Below are 18,653 nucleotides of genomic sequence, written 5' to 3' on the forward strand. Positions count from 1 at the left end.
TCGGCCAGCGGCGCCGCGGCGCTCGCCTCCGACGTACTGTCACTGCTGCCCTGGTCCGTCTGGTCACCGCAGGCGGTGAGCAGCAGCGCGCCTGCGACCGCGATCGCACCGACCGCGGCAATCCGGGCTCTGGCAGCGGTCGTACGACGGGTGGTGCTTGCGGTCATGATCGGGGTCCTTTGGCGGTGATGGGGCGCCGTCGCCGACGGGGCGAGCGGGTCTTCGAATGAGCGGGTCGTGCCAGGGCGCGCCTGCCCCGTTCAGCAGGCAGGTGTGCTCGGACGGCAGGCGGGGCACGAAGCCGGACGGTGCGGTGAAGCCACCACGCCGGGCCTGGCGCTGCATGGTGGCTGGCGTGCAGACCCGACGGATACACCGAGCTTCGGGATCGCCGCCGCTCTTCGTCCTGCAGGAGAGACCCTATGAGGGCTCGATGCCGTCTGACATGCAGATTCGTTGCGTGTAATGAACCAATCGTTGCGCAAAATAGACGTGTACCGGTTGATCCTTGCATGAGCCACGACATTCGCCGTCGCCGCAGTGCAGGGCGGTCGGCCCGTCCTCCACAAGGGTCCGAGGTTCAAGGACCCTGTGGATGGTGGATCACGCCGGCGTGATACGCAGCCATGAACTGACCGGTCAGGAGTGGGAGTTACTCGCTCTGAGGCCTTGGCCGGCTCGACGCCGTCAGGATCCCGGCTCGAGGGAAACGCGGAGCTGCAGCCAGCAGGAGAGCCGGTCGTCCGGATCGTCCAGGTCGAGACCGAACAGTTCGCGGGCGCGGCGCAGCCTGTACTTCAGAGTGTTCTGGTGCACCGTGAGGCGCCGCGCCGCCTCACCGACGTTGCCGACGGCGTCCAGCCAGGCCGTCACCGAGGTGGCGTAGGGCGTGTCATGGGCACGGTCGTACTCGAGCATGGCCGTGACATCCGGGCGGCGCAGCCTCGGTCTGCGGTTGAGTTCGTCCGCCAGATGCGCGAGCAGCACCCGCGCGTGGACGTCGGCCAGAGCGGCGACCACGGGTGCGTCCACATCACCCGTCGTCACCCGCAGCACGTCATCCACCTCGGCACGGAGCTCAGGGAGTTCGGCCACGCCGGTGGCGAGCGTGCTCACGGCGGCCCGCAGGGGATTCTCTCGGGGAAGGGGTCCGGCGGCGAGAGCCTGAGCCGCAAGCCGACGAGCCGATGCCGCATCCTCACTCGGCACCATGGTGTACACGGCCCGAGGTCCCGTGGCGACGGCGGCTTCAGGACGTACTGCCGCCCAGTGCCGGCCGAGTCCGACGCCGAGACGGGTCAGCAGTTCCGCCGAGCCACGGCCCGCACCGGCAGGGGCGAAGCCGAGCAGAGTCACCGGAGTGCTCGGGGTCAGGCCGAGCCGGTACGCCGTCTCCTTCGCGGGGGCAGTGCCGTCGATGCCCGCGCGCAACGCCTGCTCGCGGGCGTGCAGTTCCAGGGCGGCGGCGCTACGACGACGCAGCATGTGCAGGGCGGCGGTGCGTGCGCCATCCAGCAAAGCCCGCTCGCCCGCGGCATCCAGTGGGGTTCCGTCCTCGATCGCCCAGATCGTGCCGAGCGGCAGGTCACCCGCGCGCACCGCGACGGCCGCGCGCGGCAGCTCCTCCTCAGCGAGCCCCGGCAGTCGCACGACATCGGTGGCGGCCAGCACCGTTCGGTACTGGTGCAACTGGAGCGCGGCCCGCTGCCCCGGTTGGTCGGGGACGCGACGGCCCAGGATTCCCTGGCGGCGCAGCTCGTCGATGCGCTGGTCCGGAATGGTCGAGTACGCGAGGACCCGGGTGTCGAGATCCTCGATGGCCACCGAACCTCCGATGACCGCGGCGATGGCGTCGGCGAGGGCGAAGAGCTCCTCGCCCGCTCCACTGTCGACGGGGATCGGCGCTTTCGACGAAGACATGACCAGATCCTAGGCGATCCGGACAAAGAAGTGACGGGTGCCGAGGCTCGACGATGATCCGGCCGCGCCTCGCCCGTTCCGGGCCTCGCCTGGGCTGGACGCGGTCCCCTACGCCGCCGCACGCCGCCTTCGACCGCACTCACGGAAGGCCGGCCCGTGCCCTCGCACAACGGAGGAGAAATCCATGGGCGCCTCGCAGCAGGAGTTGCTCAGCCTGTTCCCGCCGGGGACCGTCCTAGACCGGGACGGCACGCTGGTGATCGCGGGCTGCTCGGTGACCGATCTCGCAGAGCGCTTCGGCACCCCGGCGCTCATCGTGGACGAGGCGGCACTACGGGGGCGCGCCCGCCGGTACGCCGACGGGCTCGCCGCCCGCTGGGCCAACTCACGGGTCGCGTTCGCCTCCAAGGCTTTCCCTTGCACAGCCGTCTACCGACTGCTGGCCGCGGAGGGCCTGAGCATCGATGTCGCCGGCGGCGGTGAGCTGGCCCTGGCCCTGGCTGCCGGCGTCGATCCCGCAACGCTGGTGGTGCACGGCAATGCCAAGACGGACGCGGAACTGGCCCTGGCCGTGCAGGCCGGGGCAGGTCTGATCGTCATCGACAACTTCGACGACATCGACCGGCTGGAGCAGTTGGTCACCGGGGATCGCCGGCAGTCCGTCCTGGTCCGCGTCACGCCCGGAATCCGCCCCGACACCCATGCCGCGGTCTCCACGGGCCAGGAGGGATCGAAGTTCGGGCTGACACTGCCTCAGGCGCGCAAGGCCATCGCCCGGCTGCGCGCCAGCGACGTACTGCGGCTGGACGGGGTGCACGTGCACATCGGGTCCCAGATCCTCGACACCGAGCCGTTCGTGCGCGCTGTCGAGGCTGTGGCGGACCTGGGCACGTTCGACGTCTACAACGTCGGCGGCGGCCTCGGCGCCCGCTACACATACGGCGACACCCCACCCAGCGTCGAGGAGTACCTGGATGCACTGGTGGACGCCGCCCGCCGAGGCTTGCCCCGTGGGGCGCGGATCATGATCGAGCCCGGCCGTTCCCTGGTCGCCGAGGCCGGAGTGACGCTCTACCGAGTCGCCACCGTCAAGCACGGCGAGCCGGTCTTCGTCGCCGTGGACGGCGGTATGGGGGACAACCTTGAAGTCGCCCTGTACGGGCAGCGTTTCGAAGCCACCGTCGCCACTCGGGTGGGCGGCGGCGACCCGTGCCATCTGGTGGGCAGGCACTGCGAGTCGGGAGACCTGCTCAGCGTGGACGTGCCCCTGCGCGACCCCCGGCCCGGAGACCTGATCGCCGTTCCGGTCACCGGCGCGTACTGCTACTCCCTCGCCAACAACTACAACGGCGCGCTGCGGCCGCCCGTCGTCTTCTGCCGCGACGGCGAGGCGCGGGCCGTGGTGCGCCGGGAGACCTACGACGACTTGCGGCGGCGCGACCTGCCCTGAAGGGCGGCAGGGCCACCCCCACCCCGCAGAACCCACCCGCAGAACCCACTCTTCCCTCGTCCAAGCAGCCGTACCGCACCACGGAGAGGTTCCAGATGTCATCCAAGCCGACGACACGTCAGCAGCCTTTCAGCCTGACCTTGCAGGGAACCTCGAGCGTTCATGCCCGGGAGGAATCGCATCCTGAGTGGGGCGACGCGGAGCGCTGCCGTATCGCTTCGGAATGCTCCCACGATGCAGCGGGGCTCAGTCCGGGCGCTTCTGCTTCACGTTGACCTGCTTCAGCTCGGCCTCGAAGCCCTTCAGACCTCTCGGGATTTGGATTCCATCGTGGTGACATGAACCAAATGATAGAAAGGTCGGGTGAGTACGGAACGTGTCCAGGAGAAGCGGCAGTTCGGGCACCGCGCCCGGCTGGCGCTGACACCTGCGCAGATCCGGCTCATGGACGACCAGGCCCACGCGGCCCGCACCATGTGGAACTGCCTGCACGACTTGTGGTCGATGCTCCCCAAGGACAAGCGCTCCCTGGCCGCGGCCGACGCCGCGATCCGTCAGGCCCGCAAGGAGATCGACTGGCTCGGCGTGCTCCCCGCCCAGGCCGCGCAGGCCGTGCTGAAGACTTACTTCCAGGCCTGGCGAAACCGCTGGGACGGCCGCGCCGACGCCCCGAACTTCAAGGCCCGCATCCGCACGATGATGTCCGTGGACATCCCGCAGGGCCGGGACCTGAACATCACCCGTGTGCACCGCCGCTGGGGCATGGTCAACATCCCCAAGATCGGCCGCGTCAGCTTCCGCTGGACGAAGGACCTCCCGGTCGGCAAGCACGCCACCACCGGCAACCGTGTCACCGGGGCCCGGCTGGTCAAGGACGCTCTCGGCTGGCACATCGCCTTCCGCGTCCAGGCCCTCCAGGCCAAGCCGGAGCCACACCCCGGCCCGCACGTTGGCATCGACGCCGGGGTGAACCTGCCCCTGGCCCTCTCGGACGGCAACCACCGTGACCACGGCCACCCGCCCCGTCTCCCCAACGGGAAGGCCGACCGCGACAAGTGGCTGAACCCGCAGGAGAAGGCCAAGCTGCTGGGCCTTGAACGACGCGCTGCCCAGCGCAAGCAGCACCGCCAGTGCGGGGAGAAGACCTCCCGCCGCTTGCGGCACACCTACGACCAGATCAAGCAGCTCCGCGCAAAAGCCACGCGCCGCGCCGTTGACTGGCAGCACAAGACCACCACCAGCATTGCCATGCAGTACGGCACCATCGTGGTCGAACAGCTCAACATCAAGAGCATGGTCAAGTCCGCCAAGGGCACCACCGAGGAACCCGGCAGGAACGTCGCCCACAAGTCCGGCCTGAACCGCGCCATCAGCCAGGAGGCATGGGGCCGCACCGTGACAATGCTGACGTACAAGACCGCCCGCCACGGCGGCGCCCTGCACAAGGTTCCCGCCCCCGGCACCTCCCTGCGCTGCTCAGCATGTGGTATCACCACACCGGGCAGCCGGGAGGATCAGGCCACGTTCGTGTGCAAGAGCCCCGACTGCGGATGGTCCGGCAACGCGGACTGGAACGCAGCCCGGAACGTGCTGCACCTGTACCAGATGGGCCACGCGCTCACCCCGGCTGCCGGGAGGGCAGTCGTCAGGCGTCCCCGTGGCGTCAAGCCCGCCACCGCAAGGTAGGCAGGAATCTCCCTCGTTTGCGAGGGAGAGCACTTCACAGCCGCCGCAACTCCCGCCTCGAGGCGTACCCCGAGGCAGCGCCAGGCACGGGCCTCGACAGGGCCGCCGACATGACCCCGACACCCATCGGCGGATCCCACCGATCGACCATGACGGTTGTTGGAGCGCGGGCTCTCTCTACTGCTGTTCCTCGTGCCCCGTGCCGTCGCGATGAGCCAAGATGAGCCGAGGGGCATGGAGGGGCCTGCGGGAGCCATCTCCCCGGGCCGGATGTGAGCGGGTCGGGCACAATCAGGCGCCTGGCCCACTCCTCCTGATCCCGCCGTCCTGTACCCCGACGTCGCGTCCTTCGGCAGCCTCGCAGCAGCGCTCCGTGCCGAGGCGGAAGGGTGCCTCCGCGCCGTCCCCGTCCTGTCCCCGGGCTCCGCTCCGCTGCTCCACGCGGCCGTAGCCAGCACCCTGCCGCACCGAGAGCCGCTGCAGATCAGCGCATGGTCGCACGAACGGCGGTGGTCGATCCGCGGCACGGAACCGTTCCAGAGCCTGTGCCTCATCGACGGCCGGACGGAGGACCTGGCGGAGGTCGCCGGAGCGGCCCGGGCCTGGCACGACGGGGCGGCCCTGGACGACATCCGCCGGGCGGCACCCTTCGTACACCCGACCGGCCGGTTCGAGGTGCCCGACCACGATCCGGCCCGCCTGACGGAATCCGAGTGGCAGAGCATGCGCCAGGAGGCGGGCGAACTGGAGTACACCTGGCAGGAGACATACCAAGCCCTGATCGAGGCGGCGCATGCCGAGCCGGCGCTGCGCGCCCTCTACCAGCGCAGCAGCCGACCGGCGAGACACCGCTCACGGTCTGCCAGGAGCCTTGCGCATTGATGCTGAGAGCGGCCGACTGAGCGCGATGGATGACCGTGCTGAGCGCCGCAGTTGGCCACCTGAATCGCGTATCTGCTGAAGGCGCAGCCGACGGTCGCGGTCGCAGGCAGGGCGTGGGGGCGGCGGGACGCGTACAGCTCGTCGTATTCGGGGTCGTCGGCGAGCTTGGATCCGGTGCGCCCGTAGGTCGATCCCACGAGGCCCGGTCCGGGCTGAGTCGCTCTGGTCATGGCGGGACGACGGCCCGGCATGGTGAGCCGGGCCGTCGTTCCGTGGGCAGTGCCGCAACAGCCGCCCGCGGCCTTGCATGGGGGTGCGGTCAGGCCTTGACGGCCAGGCGTGCGGGCGTGGTGTCGCGATCGCTGGACGGGGCCGCAGTGTCGGTGGCGGGTGACTCAGGCGTACGGCGGCGGGTCGCCAGGCCCACCATCGCCACGCCGATGACCAGCACGAACGCCATGCCGGCGAGGGCGAAGCTGAGGGTGTACTGGCTCTCGGCGGGCAGCGCGGGAGTGCCGGGGGGCAGGTTGTCGAGCGTCTTGGAGGCGAGCAGCGAGGTGATGACCGCGCTGCCGATCGCGCTGCCGGTGGAGCGGGAGATGGAGTTGATGCCGTTGGCGATGCCGGTCTGGTGGTGAGGGACGCCGGCCACGATCAGGGCGGGCATCGCGGCGTAGCCGAAGCTGATGGCGATGCCGATGACCATGCCGGCCAGGATCACCGACGCGGTGGCGTCGTGGGCGAAGGTCAGCCAGGCGAACCCGACGACCCCGAACAGCGCGCCGGCGGCGAGAGTGAAACGCGCGCCGATGCGGCGGACCAGCATGCCTCCGAACTGGGCGGCGACGAGTGAGACGAGGGTGGAGGGCAGCAGGTAGACGACGGAGGCGCGCAGGACGGAGGCGCCAAAGCCGTAGCCGGCGATCTCAGCGGGTGTCTGGACGAGGTAGGAGACCCCGATGAACTGGGAGAACATGGCGAATCCGACGAGCAGTCCGGCGAGGTTGGTGAACAGCACCGGCCGGTGGACGAACATCTTCATGTCGACCAGCGGGTCGCGGACCCTGCGTTCGACGACGACCCAGACGACGGCCGTGACGGCGGCGCCGGCGAAGAGGGCGAGGGTGCGGGCCGAGGTCCAGCCCCAGGTGTGGCCCTGCGAGATGGGCAGCAGGAGCAGGACGAGCAGCAGGGCGAGTCCGGCGGCGCCGAGCCAGTCGGTGCGCCCGCCGGTGCGGGTGCGGGGCGCGGGTACGGCGACCGCGACCGCGACGAGGGCGGCGATGGCGAGGGCGGCGGCCAGCCAGAAGACCAGGTGGTAGTCGGGGTTGGCGCCCTGGGCCAGCAGGCCGGCGCTCACCAGGGCCAGGCCGCTGCCGAAGCCGAGTGTTCCGCTGACCAGGGCCATGGCGCCGGGCAGCCGCGCGGGCTCGACCTCTTGGCGCAGCACGGACAGCGCGAGCGGGAAGATCGCGGTGGCGGCGCCCTGCAGCACGCGGGCCACGATGAGCCAGAGCATCGAACTCGTGGTCGCGGCGAGCACGGATCCGGCGACCATCACCACCAGCACACCGAGCAGCGTCGGCTTTGTGCCGTGCTGGTCGCCGAAGCGGCCCAGCAGCGGCGTGAAGACCGCGGCCGACAGCAGTGTGGCGGTGGTGACCCAGCTGACCTGGGCCGTGGTGGCGCCGAGGTCGTTCTGGATGATGCCGAGGATCGGAACGACCAGGGTCTGCATCATCGATACGACCATGGCGGCCAGGCCCAGCACCAGAACGAGGCTGAGGCTGCCGGTGCGGCGCTCCGGCGCGGTGGGAAGGGAGGACTTCACGGTCTTCTTTCCGGTGGAAGGAGAGGGGAAGGAGAAGGGAGCCAAAGGGGGGCACGCATCGATGGTCGAGGAGCCAAACCATTGAGATGCTCGATGCTTGAGAACATCAAACAATACGGAGCTGGTGAATGTCAAAGATTGGGAGTATCAAGCTTTACGCGGTACCCTCGAACACATGCCGTCCACCCCGTCCAAGGCGCAGCTCATGGAGCTGCTCGCCCATTCGGTCAGTACGCACTACGCCGACTTCACCTCCGCCGCCGCCGACCTGAGCCTCACCGCCAGCCAGGCCAAGACCCTCTCGGTGCTGCGCCGCGCGCCGGCCTCCATGCGCTCCCTCGCCCACACCCTCGCCTGCGACGCGTCGAACATGACCGGGATCATCGACCGACTCGAAAAGCGCGACCTGGTCCACCGCGAGGTCAGCAGCACCGACCGCCGCGTGAAGAACGTCGCCCTCACCGAGACGGGTGAGAAGGCGATCGACACGATCCGCGAGCGGATGGAGCAGACCCAGACCGGCCTGGACAAGCTGTCCGAGGAGGAGCGCACCGAGCTCTTCCGCCTGCTGACGGTCGTCTTCCCCCACTGACGTGCGCAGGCGCCACCCGATCGAACAACCGAGTGGCCCTGAACCCGGACGTCACGATCAAGCTCTCACAGCCCGAACAGCTCCGCCGCGTTGTCATGGCACACCGCCCGCAGCCACGACTCCCCCAGCCCCAGCCGCTCCAGGGCCTGCAGCTGGTGCACGTAGGGATAGGGAATGTTGGGGAAGTCGGAGCCGAGCAGGATGCGGTCGCCGAGAGCGGCCAGCCGGGGCAGGGCCCGGCGGGGAAACGGCATGAAACCCTCGGCGAAGTCGGTGCACGCCATCGTCGTGTCCAGCCGCACCTCCCCGTACCGCTCGGCGAGGCCGAGGAAATCCTCGTACTCGGGCATCCCCAGATGCGCGACGACCAGTCGCAGCCTGGGGTGCCGCGCGAGCACCTGCGCGACGGGCTCGGGGCCGGTGTGCTTGCCGGGCGCGGGCCCCGAGCCGCAGTGGATCACCACGGGGATCCGGGCCTCGGCCAGCAACCCCCATGCCGGCTGGAGGAGTTCGTCGGCCGGGTCGTACGCCCCCACTTGCACATGCGCCTTGAAGACGCGAGCGCCCGCCTCGATCGCCTCCCGGACGTGGGCCTCGACTCCCGGCTCGGGGTACACAGTGGCGGTGTGCAGACAGTCCGGGGTGCGGTGGGCGAAGTCGGCCGCCCAGCCGTTCAGCCACCGGGCCATGCCGGGCTTGTGCGGGTAGAGCATCGCGGTGAAGGCCCGTACGCCGAACTCCCGGAGCAGAGCGGCCCGTTCGGCCTCCTCCTGCCGGTAGGTGATCGGCCATTCGAGGCCACCGGTCAGCGGTCCGAGCGCATCGAAGTAGTCCCACACCTTGCGCAGGACGCGCTCGGGCATGAAGTGCGTGTGGACGTCGACGAGCCCGGGAAGACCGAGCCGACCCCAGAAACGGCGGACCTCAGCGGCTTCCTCCCCGGCAGGCACTTCACTCACGGCCCCTCCCGAACTCGTGGATTCGCCGAACCCTGGCAACCTGGCACCGGTTCCACTCCTTCACGCACGTCATGGTCGGACCCCTGGGCGCCAGATCACGGTGCACGACCCGTTCATGCACAGCATCCGGAACGGCCGCCGTCAGGTGACGAGCCGGAGGACGTCCGCCAAGCCGCGGTCTTCGGCGGGCAGGATACAGATCCGCAGGCCGCCCGTGCCGGGCAGCGTTTGCGGCGAGTCCCCCACGATCAGATCAGGACCGCCGAGTCACCCAGTCGCCGGACAGGCGCCCCAGGGCGAACAGATCGACCGCTGGCCGGCTCGCCATCGGCTGTCTCACCTTCGGTGGCGTACGCGCCTTTTGACGGGCTGTTCCAACAGGTGCATCTGAGGCAACCGAGCGGTCACGAGGGCGCTGCGGCCGACCTGCGGACGAGCGTGGCAGAGCTGCTGGATCAGCTGAGCTTCAGCGAGGGGGCCTTCTGGCGGTGAGCATGGTCAGGACGCGCACGGCGGTCGCGCCGGTGTTTGTCAGCAAGGTGACCGCCGGCTCCATCCACCGGTCCAGGTTCCGCTGCACGTCCGGATCGAGCTCGATGGTGATCCGGACGTACCTGTTGCTCAGCGTCGTCGGCTTGGGGGTGTGCGGACCCGGGTCCGCCTGACCCCGCCGCAAGGCCGCGCGGTAGTTGTCCTTGCGCTGGTTCATTCGCATGCCTGACGTTTGAGGAGTTCGTTCGCGAGGTCCATGTACGCCGTTCCCTGGACGCGCACCGGACCGCCGAACGACTGGGAGTACAGGTCGAGGCGGGCGATCTGGCTGTCGAGGACGTCGAATCCTCGTTCCGCGAGCACCTCTCGGGCGTCTGCGTCGGGACCGGTGCGTGTGGTGCCGGGGCGGTTGGTGCGGTTGAGCAGCACCGCGGTGCGGGCCGGCTGCGGGCGAAGGGACTGCACGTCGCCCATCTCGGTCTGAATGGGAGCCATCCGGTCCAGCTCGATCGGGGCCGGGGTGATCGGCACGATCCATTCGTTGGCGTGGCGCATCACGCTGCGTGCGATACGGGCGTGGTCCTCCAGTTGCGGCGCGTCGAGCACCACGGTCTGCCGTCCGCCCAGGAAGTCGTCGACGCGGCGGTGCACATCGCCCACAGGAAGGGCGATCACCGGAAAGGGGAAGCCGCCGGCGAGCTCGCTCCAGCGCAGAGCGGAGCCGGCCGGGTCGCTGTCGACCAGCAGCGGGGGCAGTCCCAGCTCGTACAGGGCGTGGGCCAGCCAGACGGCGCTGGTCGTCTTCCCCACACCGGGCTTCAAATTGACGAACGCACAGCTCAGCAACACGTCCGCCAACTTAATCAGCCCGGCCGGTGCGCGCTGTCCGGCGCGCGGGGTGGATGCCCGGGTTCACCCGAGTCGCAGAACGATGACGTCCATCCCTTACGCGTTCGACGCCGCACTCGTCGCCGTGGCCGCCGCCCCAGGTCACCTCCGCCCGAGGTACACCCCCAACGCCCGCTGCAGCACCTTGCCCTGGGTGCCCACCGGTCGTTCCCACTCCCCGAGGTACTCCACGGCCCGGCCGCCGGTTCCCGTCTTGAAGCGGAGTCGGCCGAGCAGGCGGTCCTCGGTGAAGGCGGGGGTGATGGAGCGCAGGTCGTACGTCTCGGCGCCCGCCGCCCGTGCGTCGCACAGCATGCGCCACAACAGCGCGCTGCTGGGCCGCAGTTGGCGCCCTCGGCGGCCGGAAGCGGCGTACGAGTGCCAGACCCGGGAGCCGACGTTGATCATGAGGGCCGCGGAGAGCACGTCGCCGTCATGCTGGGCCAGATAGAGGCGGAGCCGGTCGTCGTCCTCGGCGTTCAGGGCCTTCCACATGCGCCGGAAGTAGTCCAGCGGGCGGGCCTTGAAGCCGTCGTGGGCGGCGGTTGCGGTGTACAGGCCGTGGAACTCGGGCAGGTCGGAGGCCGTGCCCCACTGGACACGGACGCCGGCCCGCTCGGCCGTACGCAGGGACTGTTCCCAATGCGGTGCGAGGGCGCCGCGAAGGTCGTCCACCGAGCGCCCGGCCAGCGGGATGTGGCAGCCGTAGCGCGGCTGGCCGAGGCCGAAACCGCTGCCGTCGTCCTCCTTGCACGGCCGCCACCCGAGCCGCCGCAGCCGCTCCGCGGCGTCGAGGGCGTAGGCGTCCATGCCGGCCGCGGGCAGATCGTGCAGATGCCGTACGTCGGGATCGGCGATGCCCGCCGCCACGGTGGCCGCGTCCCAGTGACGTACGACCAGGGGCGGTCCGATCCGCACCGAGAACGCCCCGATCCGCTCCAGGTGGGCGATGAACGGGTCCAGCCAGCGCTCCAGACGAGGAGTGCGCCAGTCGATCGCGGGTCCGTCGGGAACGTACGCGAGGAAACGCCGCGTCCCGGGCAGCGGCCGGTACAGGACGAGCGCCGCCGCGACCATCGCCTCGCCCTCGAACCAGCCGATGCTCTCCGGCAGCCAGTCGGGCTTCACATCGCCCCACTCGGGGATCTGGAGATGGCTTGCGTCGGGAGACAGCCGCAGGTGGGCCAGATGTTCCTCGCGCGGGATCTCCCGCACGCAGGGGCTGGTCATGGGTGTGCTACTTCCTGCTCGGCGCGGCCAACCTCACCCCGCCTGATCCCGGGATCACCGGACGGGTCAAGGTCCAGGGTAGTGATCTGCGCCGGTGACTCGGCAGCCAGGTGGACCGAGGCAACGCCGATATCAGGGTCGGCTTCGCGGGCGCGGGGGCATGAGGGGGTGTATCCAGAACATATGGTTCCTGGGCGCCCCAAAGATCATCTTCTGTCGCGGGAGCCACGTCATGCGCTGCTGGCGGTACCGATCGCACTGATCGTGATTGTCACGGTGGTCGACATCCTGGCTCCGCCCGGTGTCCACCTCGGGCCGTTCCTGATCGCCGCGCCGGCTGTCACGGCCTCGTTCGCCGGACCTCGGACGACCGCATGCATCGGCGCGCTCGCCGTCCTGGCCCAAGCCGTGGTGGCGACGGTGCGCACCAGCCTCGTTGATCTGAACCACACCTTCCAGCTGATCACTCTGATCCTGATGTCGGCGTTCGTGACCTCTTTTGCCGCCCGGCGAGAACGCCATGAAACAGAGCTGACCCAGCTGCGCTCCGTCGCGACGGCCGCCCAGGAGGTGGTGCTCAAGCCCCTCCCCCAGCGGATCGGTCCGTTGCGCATCGCCTCGGTCTACCTGGCCGCCGAATCAGCGGCGCAGATCGGCGGCGACCTGTACGCCGCCGCCCGCACGAAGCAGGGAACCCGGATCGTCATCGGCGATGTCAGGGGCAAGGGCCTGGAGGCGGTCGGTGATGCCGCACTGCTTCTGGGTGCGTTCCGGGGCGCGGCACACCGGCAGGCCGACCTGTCCGCACTGGTGACCTTCCTGGAGGGAACCGTCTCCTCCGACCTCGACGACCCAGCGGCTCCCGAAGCCGCGGCCGAGGATCGCGGAGAGGCGTTCATCACCGCCGCCGTGATGGACATCCCGGACGACGAGCCGCTCCTTCACCTGATCAACTGTGGGCACCCCCCGCCCCTGCTGGTACGTCGGGGCCAGGTCAGCCCCCTCGAAATGCGCCAACCGGCCCCGCCCCTGGGTCTCACCGAATTCGGGGGATCGGACCTCTTTGCGGAAGCCTTTGCCTTCGAGGACGGTGACATCGCCCTTCTCTACACGGACGGTGTCATCGAGGCCCGCAACCGGGACGGCACGTTCTACCCGCTTGCCGAACGGGTGGCCGGCAAGGCCGGCAAGGGTCCCGACGCTCTCCTGGCCCATCTGCGCAGGGACCTGATGCGGCACGTCGGCGGCCATCTGGGCGACGACGCCGCCATGGTGGCGATCGAGCGCATGCCGCGGCCGTCCTGAGCGTGCCCGGCGCCATCGGGCCGGACATAGGAGGCGGTGCTATGAAGAGTGTATGCAGGTATCCATCAGGAGATATCTGACACCGTGGCGTCATCCGCCCACCGGACGATCTCAGGACCGCCGCGTCTCATTGCTGAGCGTGCGCAGCGCGGCCGGGCAGGTTTTCCTTCTCCAGGTGCTGATCGTGGTGTTGCTGGTCGTGGCTGCCGTGGTCGCCATGGTGCTCCAGGCGTCACGTGACGCTCTGCAGCAGGCGCGCAGGGAGTCGGTCGTCGCAGCCGAGTCGTTCGCGAACGCCCCCGGCGTGGCCCAGGCGTTCCGCAGCCCGGATCCGAGCGCGGTGTTGCAGCCGCGAGCCGAAGCGGCACGGAAGAGGACGGGCGTGGATTTCGTCGTCGCCATCAGCACCGAGGGCCTTCGTTACACGTATCCCTACCCGGAGGAGATCGGGAAGAAGTTCGTCGGCACCATCGAGCCGGCGCTGGAAGGCCGGACCGTCATCGAACAGGCCGGCGGGCCGCCGCTGCCCACCGGCGACGGAACGGCCGTACAGGCGGTAGTGCCGGTCACCGACGCGCGCGGCACCGTCGTCGGCCTGGTCTCCGCAGGGATCACGGCCAAGAACGTCTTCGAACGGTGGCTGCCCCAGCTGTGGATCACCCTCGGCGCCGGCGCGGCGGCGCTCGCGCTGGCCACGGTCGGGACGACGCTCGTGGCCCGGCGGCTGCGGCGGCAGACACACGGTCTCGCCCCGGTTGAGCTGGCGCGGATGTACGAGCATCACGACGCCGTCCTGCACGCGGTGCGGGAAGGGGTGCTGATCACCGACGCCGACGGGCGACTGCTGCTGGCCAACGACGAAGCACGTCAGCTGCTGGACCTGCCGGCGGAGGCGCAGGGGCGTCCTGTGCGGGAACTGCGACTGCCGGAGCAGATCACACGGCTGCTCACCTCGCAGGAGGTGGTGACCGATGGGCTGCACGTCGCGGGCGACCGCTTGCTGTCGGTGAACAAGCGGCCCACCTTCCCGCACGCGTCCGGGGACGGCAGCGTGGTGACGTTGCGGGACACCACCGAGCTGGCCGCGCTCTCCGGGCGGGCCGAGGTGGCGCGGGAACGCCTGAAGCTGCTGTACGCGTCAGGGGTGGGGATCGGAACGACGCTGGATGTACGGCGTACGGCGCAGGAACTGGCGGAAGTGGCCGTGCCGCAGTTCGCGGACGTCGTCACGGTGGATCTGCTGGAGGCGGTGCTGCGAGGGTGGGAGCCGACGACCGAGGGATGGCGGCAGCTGCGGCGTGCGGCGATCGGCGGCGGGCAGCAGGGGATGCCGGTGTATCCACTCGGCGAAGTGATCGCTTTCCTGCCGGGCACTCCGCAGATGCGGACGCTGCAACAGGGACGGGGCGTTCTGGAGGCGGATCTGCGGAACGCGCGCGGCTGGCAGAAGCAGGACCCGGATCGTGCTCGTCAGGCCCTGGAGCGCGGGATGCATTCCCTGGTCACCGTGCCGCTGCAGGCGCGGGGTGTGTCACTGGGTCTGGCGAACTTCTACCGGACGGGGGACTCCCCTGCGTTCGAGCCGGAGGACCTGTCCTTCGCGGAGGAGCTGGCCGCCCGGGCGGCCGTGGCCCTCGACAACGCCCGGAGGTTCACGCGCGAGCACACGATGGCGGTGACGCTGCAACGCAGTCTGCTGCCGCGGGGGCAGCCGGAGCAGGACGCACTGGACGTGGCCTGGCGCTATCTGCCGGCGGTCGCGGGTGTGGGTGGGGACTGGTTCGACGTCATCCCGCTCCCCGGCGCCCGGGTGGCTCTGGTGATGGGCGACGTCGTCGGTCACGGGCTGCATGCGGCGGCGACGATGGGGCGACTGCGCACCGCGGTGCACACCTTCTCCACGCTCGACCTCCCCGTGGACGAGGTTCTCGGGCACCTGGACGACCTGGTCGTGCGCATGGACAAGGACGAGAGCACCGGCGATGCCCCGGACGGCCACGAGGGTGAGGGAGTGACGGGCGCGACATGTCTGTACGCGATCTACGACCCGGTGGCTGGGACCTGCACCATGGCCCGTGCCGGACACCCCGACCCGGCAGTGGTGGGGCCGGACGGAACCGTTGCCTTCGCCGACGTACAGGCCTCGGCTCCGCTCGGACTGGGGGGCCACCCGTTCGAGACCGCCGAGGTGAACCTGCCGGAGGGTTCACAACTGGTGCTGTACACCGACGGCCTGGTGGAGGACCGTACCCGCGACCTGGACGTGGGGCTGGACGCACTGCGCCGGGCCTTGGCCGAAGCCGGGGCCGGGAGGCGTACGCCGGAGGATGTGTGCCAGGTGGTCATCGATGCGCTCGGGCCGGCCCGCCCGTCCGACGACATCGCGCTGCTCGTGGCCCGTACCAGGCTGTTCCCGCGCTCGCACGTGGCCGAGTGGGACGTGCCGTCGGATCACGCGGTGGTGCCCTCGGTGCGGGCGCAGTGCAGGGAGCAGTTGTCGGAGTGGGGTCTCGAAGACATCGCGTTCACCACGGAGCTGATCATCAGTGAGTTGGTCACGAACGCGATCCGGTACGGAACGCCCCCCGTCAAGGCGCGGCTGCTGTGCGGGCGCTGTCTGATCTGCGAGGTGTCGGACGGCAGCAGCACCCTGCCGCGCCTGCGGCGGGCGACGACCACGGACGAAGGTGGGCGGGGCTTGTTCCTCGTGGCCCAGTTCGCACAGCGATGGGGCACCCGGTACACAACCCGCGGCAAGGTCATTTGGGCGGAACAGACGCCTCACGACGGCGCCTCCGCGGCGACGGCCCACACGCCGGTCGACGTCCTTCTCGAACAATTCGGTGATTCCGCCCTGTAAATCCACGCCTCTGAGTCGTCCCCCTCCCCCGCCTCACCGTGCGTGGTGGCCCACGCCGGAGCCCTCCTGGGTCCGGGTGCCGGGGCATCGCACGGCGAGGGCCGCGATGTCGTCGTCGAGCCTGCCGCCGCTGTAGTCGAGCAGGTCCCGGTGCAGCCGGTCGAGCAGCTCGCGGGGCGGCGCCAGGTCCTGGCCCCGCATCCAGTCCGGCAGCGGAAAGAACTCACCGCTGTGGTCCCGGGTCTCCGTTACGCCGTCGGTGTAGAGCAGCAGCTGATCGCCCGGGGCCAAGGGGACGGTGTCGACGCTGTAGTGGTCTCCGATGAGCGCCGCGAGGTTGAGGGGCGGCGAAGGGGCGGTCGGCTCCAGGACGCGGGTCTCCCCGCGGTGCACGAGCAGCGGCGGAGGATGCCCGCAGTTGAGCAGTCTGAGGTGGCCGCTGCCGTGCGGGATCTCGGCGATCAGGGCAGTGGCGAAGTGCTCCGGCAGGTCATGGGCGGGGAACGCCTCGCTGTGGCGGCTGATGCTGGCCTCCAGACGCCGGATGACGCCCTTCAGGTCGGGCTCGTCGTATGCGGCCTCCCGGAACGAGCTGATCACCGCCGAGGCCGCGCCCACCGCGGTCAGGCCCTTGCCGCGTACGTCGCCGATGAGCAGTCGGACCCCGTACGGGGTGTCGGCCGCCTCATAGAAGTCGCCGCCGATCCGGGCCTGCTCCTGGGCCGCCAGATACAGCGACTCGATCTCGACGTCCTGAAGGCGCCGCGGCAGGGGGCGCAGCAGCACTTTCTGGGCGGCGTCAGCGACGAGCCGGACATGGAAGAGCGTGTCCTCCCGCTGAAGCCGGACATGGCTTGCGTATGCCGCCGCCAGGGTGACCGTCACGATCGCGGCCGCTGTGTAAGGCGTCCCCAGGTCGGTGTAGACAAAGCTGAGGCCGATCATGACCAGCAGGCAGAACGTCCCCAGCAAAATCGTCGGGATTACGGGCCACATCGCGGCGGCGAGGGCGGGTGCGGCAGGCAGAAGGCGGCTGAAAGCGATCTCCCTCGGTGTGGAGAACGCCAGGCCGGTGATGACGAGCGTGAGAACCACCGGTGCCAGCAGGGCCGACTCCCATTTGCCGCCGTGGGGAGGGCGACGGTGCCACAGCCGTCCGGACATGATCACAAAACGCATCATATCGGTTTAAAGTGCGCTGGCCCGCTCTGCCGGAGTGGCAGGGCGGGTCGGCCCATTCTGCTGAAGGTCAACTGCTGAAGGTCAAGATCAAGATCAGTCGGTGCAGGTGGTGCCGGAGCGTGGCAGTGTGCGGGTGGTCAGGTAGCGGTTGGTGGCGTCCCGGACGCACCGGGAGAGGAGGAACATGCTGTAGTCGTCGCCTTCCCGGGCGAGGACCACGCTGCCGGGCAGCTGGGCCGCCATGGCCTGGATGGCGCACCAGGCGGTGAAGCGGTCGAAGGCCGTCTCGGCGGTGGCCGCCTCCTCGATGATCCGTGAGCGGGGCGCGCCGGTGTCGTCCAGGGCGGTGTCGAGGACCTTGGTGCGCAGCCTGCCCGGGTAGAGCTGGGCGTAGGTGCGTCCGAGCAGCGTGCTGTAGTGGATGCCGTACCAGTTCAGCTGCCGCTCCCCCAGTCCTTTGCGTACGGCCTCGAAGTCCCGCGCGGTGCTGGTCAGGTCGACGTGGGCGGTGAGCCGGCCGTTGCGGCGCCGGCAGTCGTCGGCGAAGGCCCGGTTGTGGGCGACGAGTGTGTCGTAGGCGGCCTGGTTCCGGGGGAAGTGGCTGACTCCTGCGGGCTTGAGTGGTTCTCCGCAGAGGATGGGCGTGCTGTGTCCGACTCCGCGTGGATCCACCGCGACGAGGTCGAACCGCTGGGTCATGGCGCCGGCGAACGAGGGCAGCTGCATACGCAACCCCAGCCGGAGCTGTTCGATCGAGGAGCCGCCCGCTCCGTTGTTGACGAGCAGCGTGCCCTGACGGTGCTCCTGGTCGTCGGCCGGCCGGCGGACCAGGGTGAGGGTGAGGCTGCCGGCGCGGGGGTGGGACCAGTCCACCGGTACCCGGATCGATCCGCACTGCATGTGCTGGAAGTCGGTGTCGGCGCAGGCGTGCCAGTCGATGCCGCTTGCGGGGGTCCGGTGGTTGCCCTGTTCCGGCTGGGCGAGTGCTGGTAGGGCGAGGGTGGTCACGAACACGGAGAGGGCAGCGGCGATCCAGCCGGCACGGTTCCGGTTTCGCGGTTGCTCATGGCGATGCGGTCGAACTCGGCGGTGCACAGCTTCGATATCAGGTCTTCACCGGGGTGGCGGCGGCGCCGTTCGATGACGGGAACGAGGTAGGCCTCCAGTTGCTCGGCGCAGTCCATGCAGTGCCGACGGCGTTCCGGGGTGTCGGGGTGAGGACGATGCTGGTGTTGACTTCCTCCCCCGCCTAAGAGGTCGCGCAGATAGGCGCGGTGCTGGTACCCCGGCAGCAAGACAGGCACAGGTCCTGGTGATCATGGAGTTGCGACGCTCTGTGATCACCGGGGAGACCTGTGCCTGTGCTGCCATCATGG

General features: G+C 69.8%; 15 protein-coding genes. 6 read left to right on the top strand and 9 right to left on the bottom strand.

The window, feature by feature from the left end; translation table 11 throughout:
- Window positions 1–687: 687 nt before the first annotated feature.
- A complete protein-coding gene (locus tag F7R91_RS40645; RefSeq protein ID WP_150958758.1) occupies window positions 688–1,920 on the bottom strand; it encodes a PucR family transcriptional regulator in 1,233 nt (410 codons plus the stop codon).
- Window positions 1,921–2,104: 184 nt separating this feature from the next.
- On the opposite strand from F7R91_RS40645, the gene lysA reads away from it, so the two are divergent.
- The 3 genes from lysA to F7R91_RS42410 all read left to right on the top strand — a co-directional run bounded on the left by lysA (window position 2,105) and on the right by F7R91_RS42410 (window position 5,938).
- Window positions 2,105–3,370: a diaminopimelate decarboxylase gene (gene lysA / locus F7R91_RS40650; RefSeq protein WP_150958760.1), complete on the top strand. Its 1,266-nt coding sequence runs from the start codon at window positions 2,105–2,107 to the stop codon at window positions 3,368–3,370.
- 363 nt (window positions 3,371–3,733) lie between these two features.
- Entirely contained in the window at window positions 3,734–5,056 is a 1,323-nt protein-coding gene (locus F7R91_RS40655; protein ID WP_191971877.1) for an RNA-guided endonuclease InsQ/TnpB family protein, read from the top strand.
- A 675-nt stretch (window positions 5,057–5,731) separates the two neighbouring features.
- Window positions 5,732–5,938: a DUF6193 family natural product biosynthesis protein gene (locus F7R91_RS42410; RefSeq protein ID WP_191971878.1), complete on the top strand. Its 207-nt coding sequence runs from the start codon at window positions 5,732–5,734 to the stop codon at window positions 5,936–5,938.
- A 319-nt stretch (window positions 5,939–6,257) separates the two neighbouring features.
- On the opposite strand, the gene F7R91_RS40665 is transcribed toward F7R91_RS42410, so the two are convergent.
- Window positions 6,258–7,769, bottom strand: coding sequence for an MFS transporter (locus tag F7R91_RS40665; RefSeq protein ID WP_225321097.1), 1,512 nt, complete (start codon window positions 7,767–7,769; stop codon window positions 6,258–6,260).
- A gap of 175 nt (window positions 7,770–7,944) precedes the next feature.
- On the opposite strand from F7R91_RS40665, the gene F7R91_RS40670 reads away from it, so the two are divergent.
- Window positions 7,945–8,361 (top strand): MarR family winged helix-turn-helix transcriptional regulator, encoded by a 417-nt coding sequence (locus F7R91_RS40670; protein WP_150958762.1) that lies wholly within the window; start codon window positions 7,945–7,947, stop codon window positions 8,359–8,361.
- Window positions 8,362–8,426: 65 nt separating this feature from the next.
- Here F7R91_RS40670 and F7R91_RS40675 read toward each other — a convergent pair whose 3' ends face one another.
- From F7R91_RS40675 to F7R91_RS40695, 4 genes are all read right to left on the bottom strand, one after another.
- Entirely contained in the window at window positions 8,427–9,320 is an 894-nt protein-coding gene (locus F7R91_RS40675; RefSeq protein ID WP_150958764.1) for an amidohydrolase family protein, read from the bottom strand.
- A 466-nt stretch (window positions 9,321–9,786) separates the two neighbouring features.
- Window positions 9,787–10,029, bottom strand: a complete 243-nt coding sequence (locus tag F7R91_RS40685; RefSeq protein ID WP_150958766.1) for a hypothetical protein — start codon at window positions 10,027–10,029, stop codon at window positions 9,787–9,789.
- Complete coding sequence (locus F7R91_RS40690) at window positions 10,026–10,661, bottom strand: ParA family protein (protein ID WP_225321098.1); 636 nt, start codon at window positions 10,659–10,661, stop codon at window positions 10,026–10,028. The genes F7R91_RS40685 and F7R91_RS40690 overlap by 4 nt, the downstream gene beginning before the upstream one ends.
- A gap of 141 nt (window positions 10,662–10,802) precedes the next feature.
- On the bottom strand, window positions 10,803–11,930 hold the full coding sequence (locus F7R91_RS40695; RefSeq protein ID WP_150958768.1) for a lipid II:glycine glycyltransferase FemX: 1,128 nt from the start codon (window positions 11,928–11,930) through the stop codon (window positions 10,803–10,805).
- 183 nt (window positions 11,931–12,113) lie between these two features.
- Here F7R91_RS40695 and F7R91_RS40700 point away from each other — a divergent pair, with 183 nt between their 5' ends.
- Window positions 12,114–13,235 carry a PP2C family protein-serine/threonine phosphatase gene (locus F7R91_RS40700; RefSeq protein ID WP_150958770.1) on the top strand — a complete coding sequence of 374 codons (1,122 nt, stop codon included), beginning with the start codon at window positions 12,114–12,116 and terminating at the stop codon, window positions 13,233–13,235.
- Between the two features lie 130 nt (window positions 13,236–13,365).
- Window positions 13,366–16,095 (top strand): SpoIIE family protein phosphatase, encoded by a 2,730-nt coding sequence (locus F7R91_RS40705; protein ID WP_331000736.1) that lies wholly within the window; start codon window positions 13,366–13,368, stop codon window positions 16,093–16,095.
- 33 nt (window positions 16,096–16,128) lie between these two features.
- Here the strand turns inward: F7R91_RS40705 and F7R91_RS40710 are convergent, their stop codons facing one another.
- The 3 genes from F7R91_RS40710 to F7R91_RS43550 form a co-directional block, all read right to left on the bottom strand.
- On the bottom strand, window positions 16,129–17,265 hold the full coding sequence (locus tag F7R91_RS40710; protein ID WP_408056102.1) for a PP2C family protein-serine/threonine phosphatase: 1,137 nt from the start codon (window positions 17,263–17,265) through the stop codon (window positions 16,129–16,131).
- A gap of 105 nt (window positions 17,266–17,370) precedes the next feature.
- Window positions 17,371–18,285 carry an alpha/beta fold hydrolase gene (locus F7R91_RS40715; RefSeq protein ID WP_225321099.1) on the bottom strand — a complete coding sequence of 305 codons (915 nt, stop codon included), beginning with the start codon at window positions 18,283–18,285 and terminating at the stop codon, window positions 17,371–17,373.
- Entirely contained in the window at window positions 18,282–18,461 is a 180-nt protein-coding gene (locus F7R91_RS43550; protein ID WP_225321100.1) for a hypothetical protein, read from the bottom strand. Before F7R91_RS43550 ends, F7R91_RS40715 begins: the two co-directional genes overlap by 4 nt.
- Window positions 18,462–18,653 lie beyond the last annotated feature (192 nt).

Source organism: Streptomyces luteolifulvus, assembly GCF_008806595.1.
Classification (GTDB): Bacteria; Actinomycetota; Actinomycetes; order Streptomycetales; family Streptomycetaceae; genus Streptomyces; species Streptomyces luteolifulvus.

Excerpts from the sequence above, each read along its gene's own strand:
- F7R91_RS40645 (WP_150958758.1), bottom strand. The coding sequence starts at position 1,920 with ATGTCTTCGTCGAAAGCGCCGATCCCCGTCGACAGTGGAGCGGGCGAG.
- lysA (WP_150958760.1), top strand. The coding sequence starts at position 2,105 with ATGGGCGCCTCGCAGCAGGAGTTGCTCAGCCTGTTCCCGCCGGGGACC.
- F7R91_RS40670 (WP_150958762.1), top strand. The coding sequence starts at position 7,945 with ATGCCGTCCACCCCGTCCAAGGCGCAGCTCATGGAGCTGCTCGCCCAT.
- F7R91_RS40685 (WP_150958766.1), bottom strand. The coding sequence starts at position 10,029 with ATGAACCAGCGCAAGGACAACTACCGCGCGGCCTTGCGGCGGGGTCAG.
- F7R91_RS40695 (WP_150958768.1), bottom strand. The coding sequence starts at position 11,930 with ATGACCAGCCCCTGCGTGCGGGAGATCCCGCGCGAGGAACATCTGGCC.
- F7R91_RS40700 (WP_150958770.1), top strand. The coding sequence starts at position 12,114 with ATGGTTCCTGGGCGCCCCAAAGATCATCTTCTGTCGCGGGAGCCACGT.
- F7R91_RS43550 (WP_225321100.1), bottom strand. The coding sequence starts at position 18,461 with ATGGACTGCGCCGAGCAACTGGAGGCCTACCTCGTTCCCGTCATCGAA.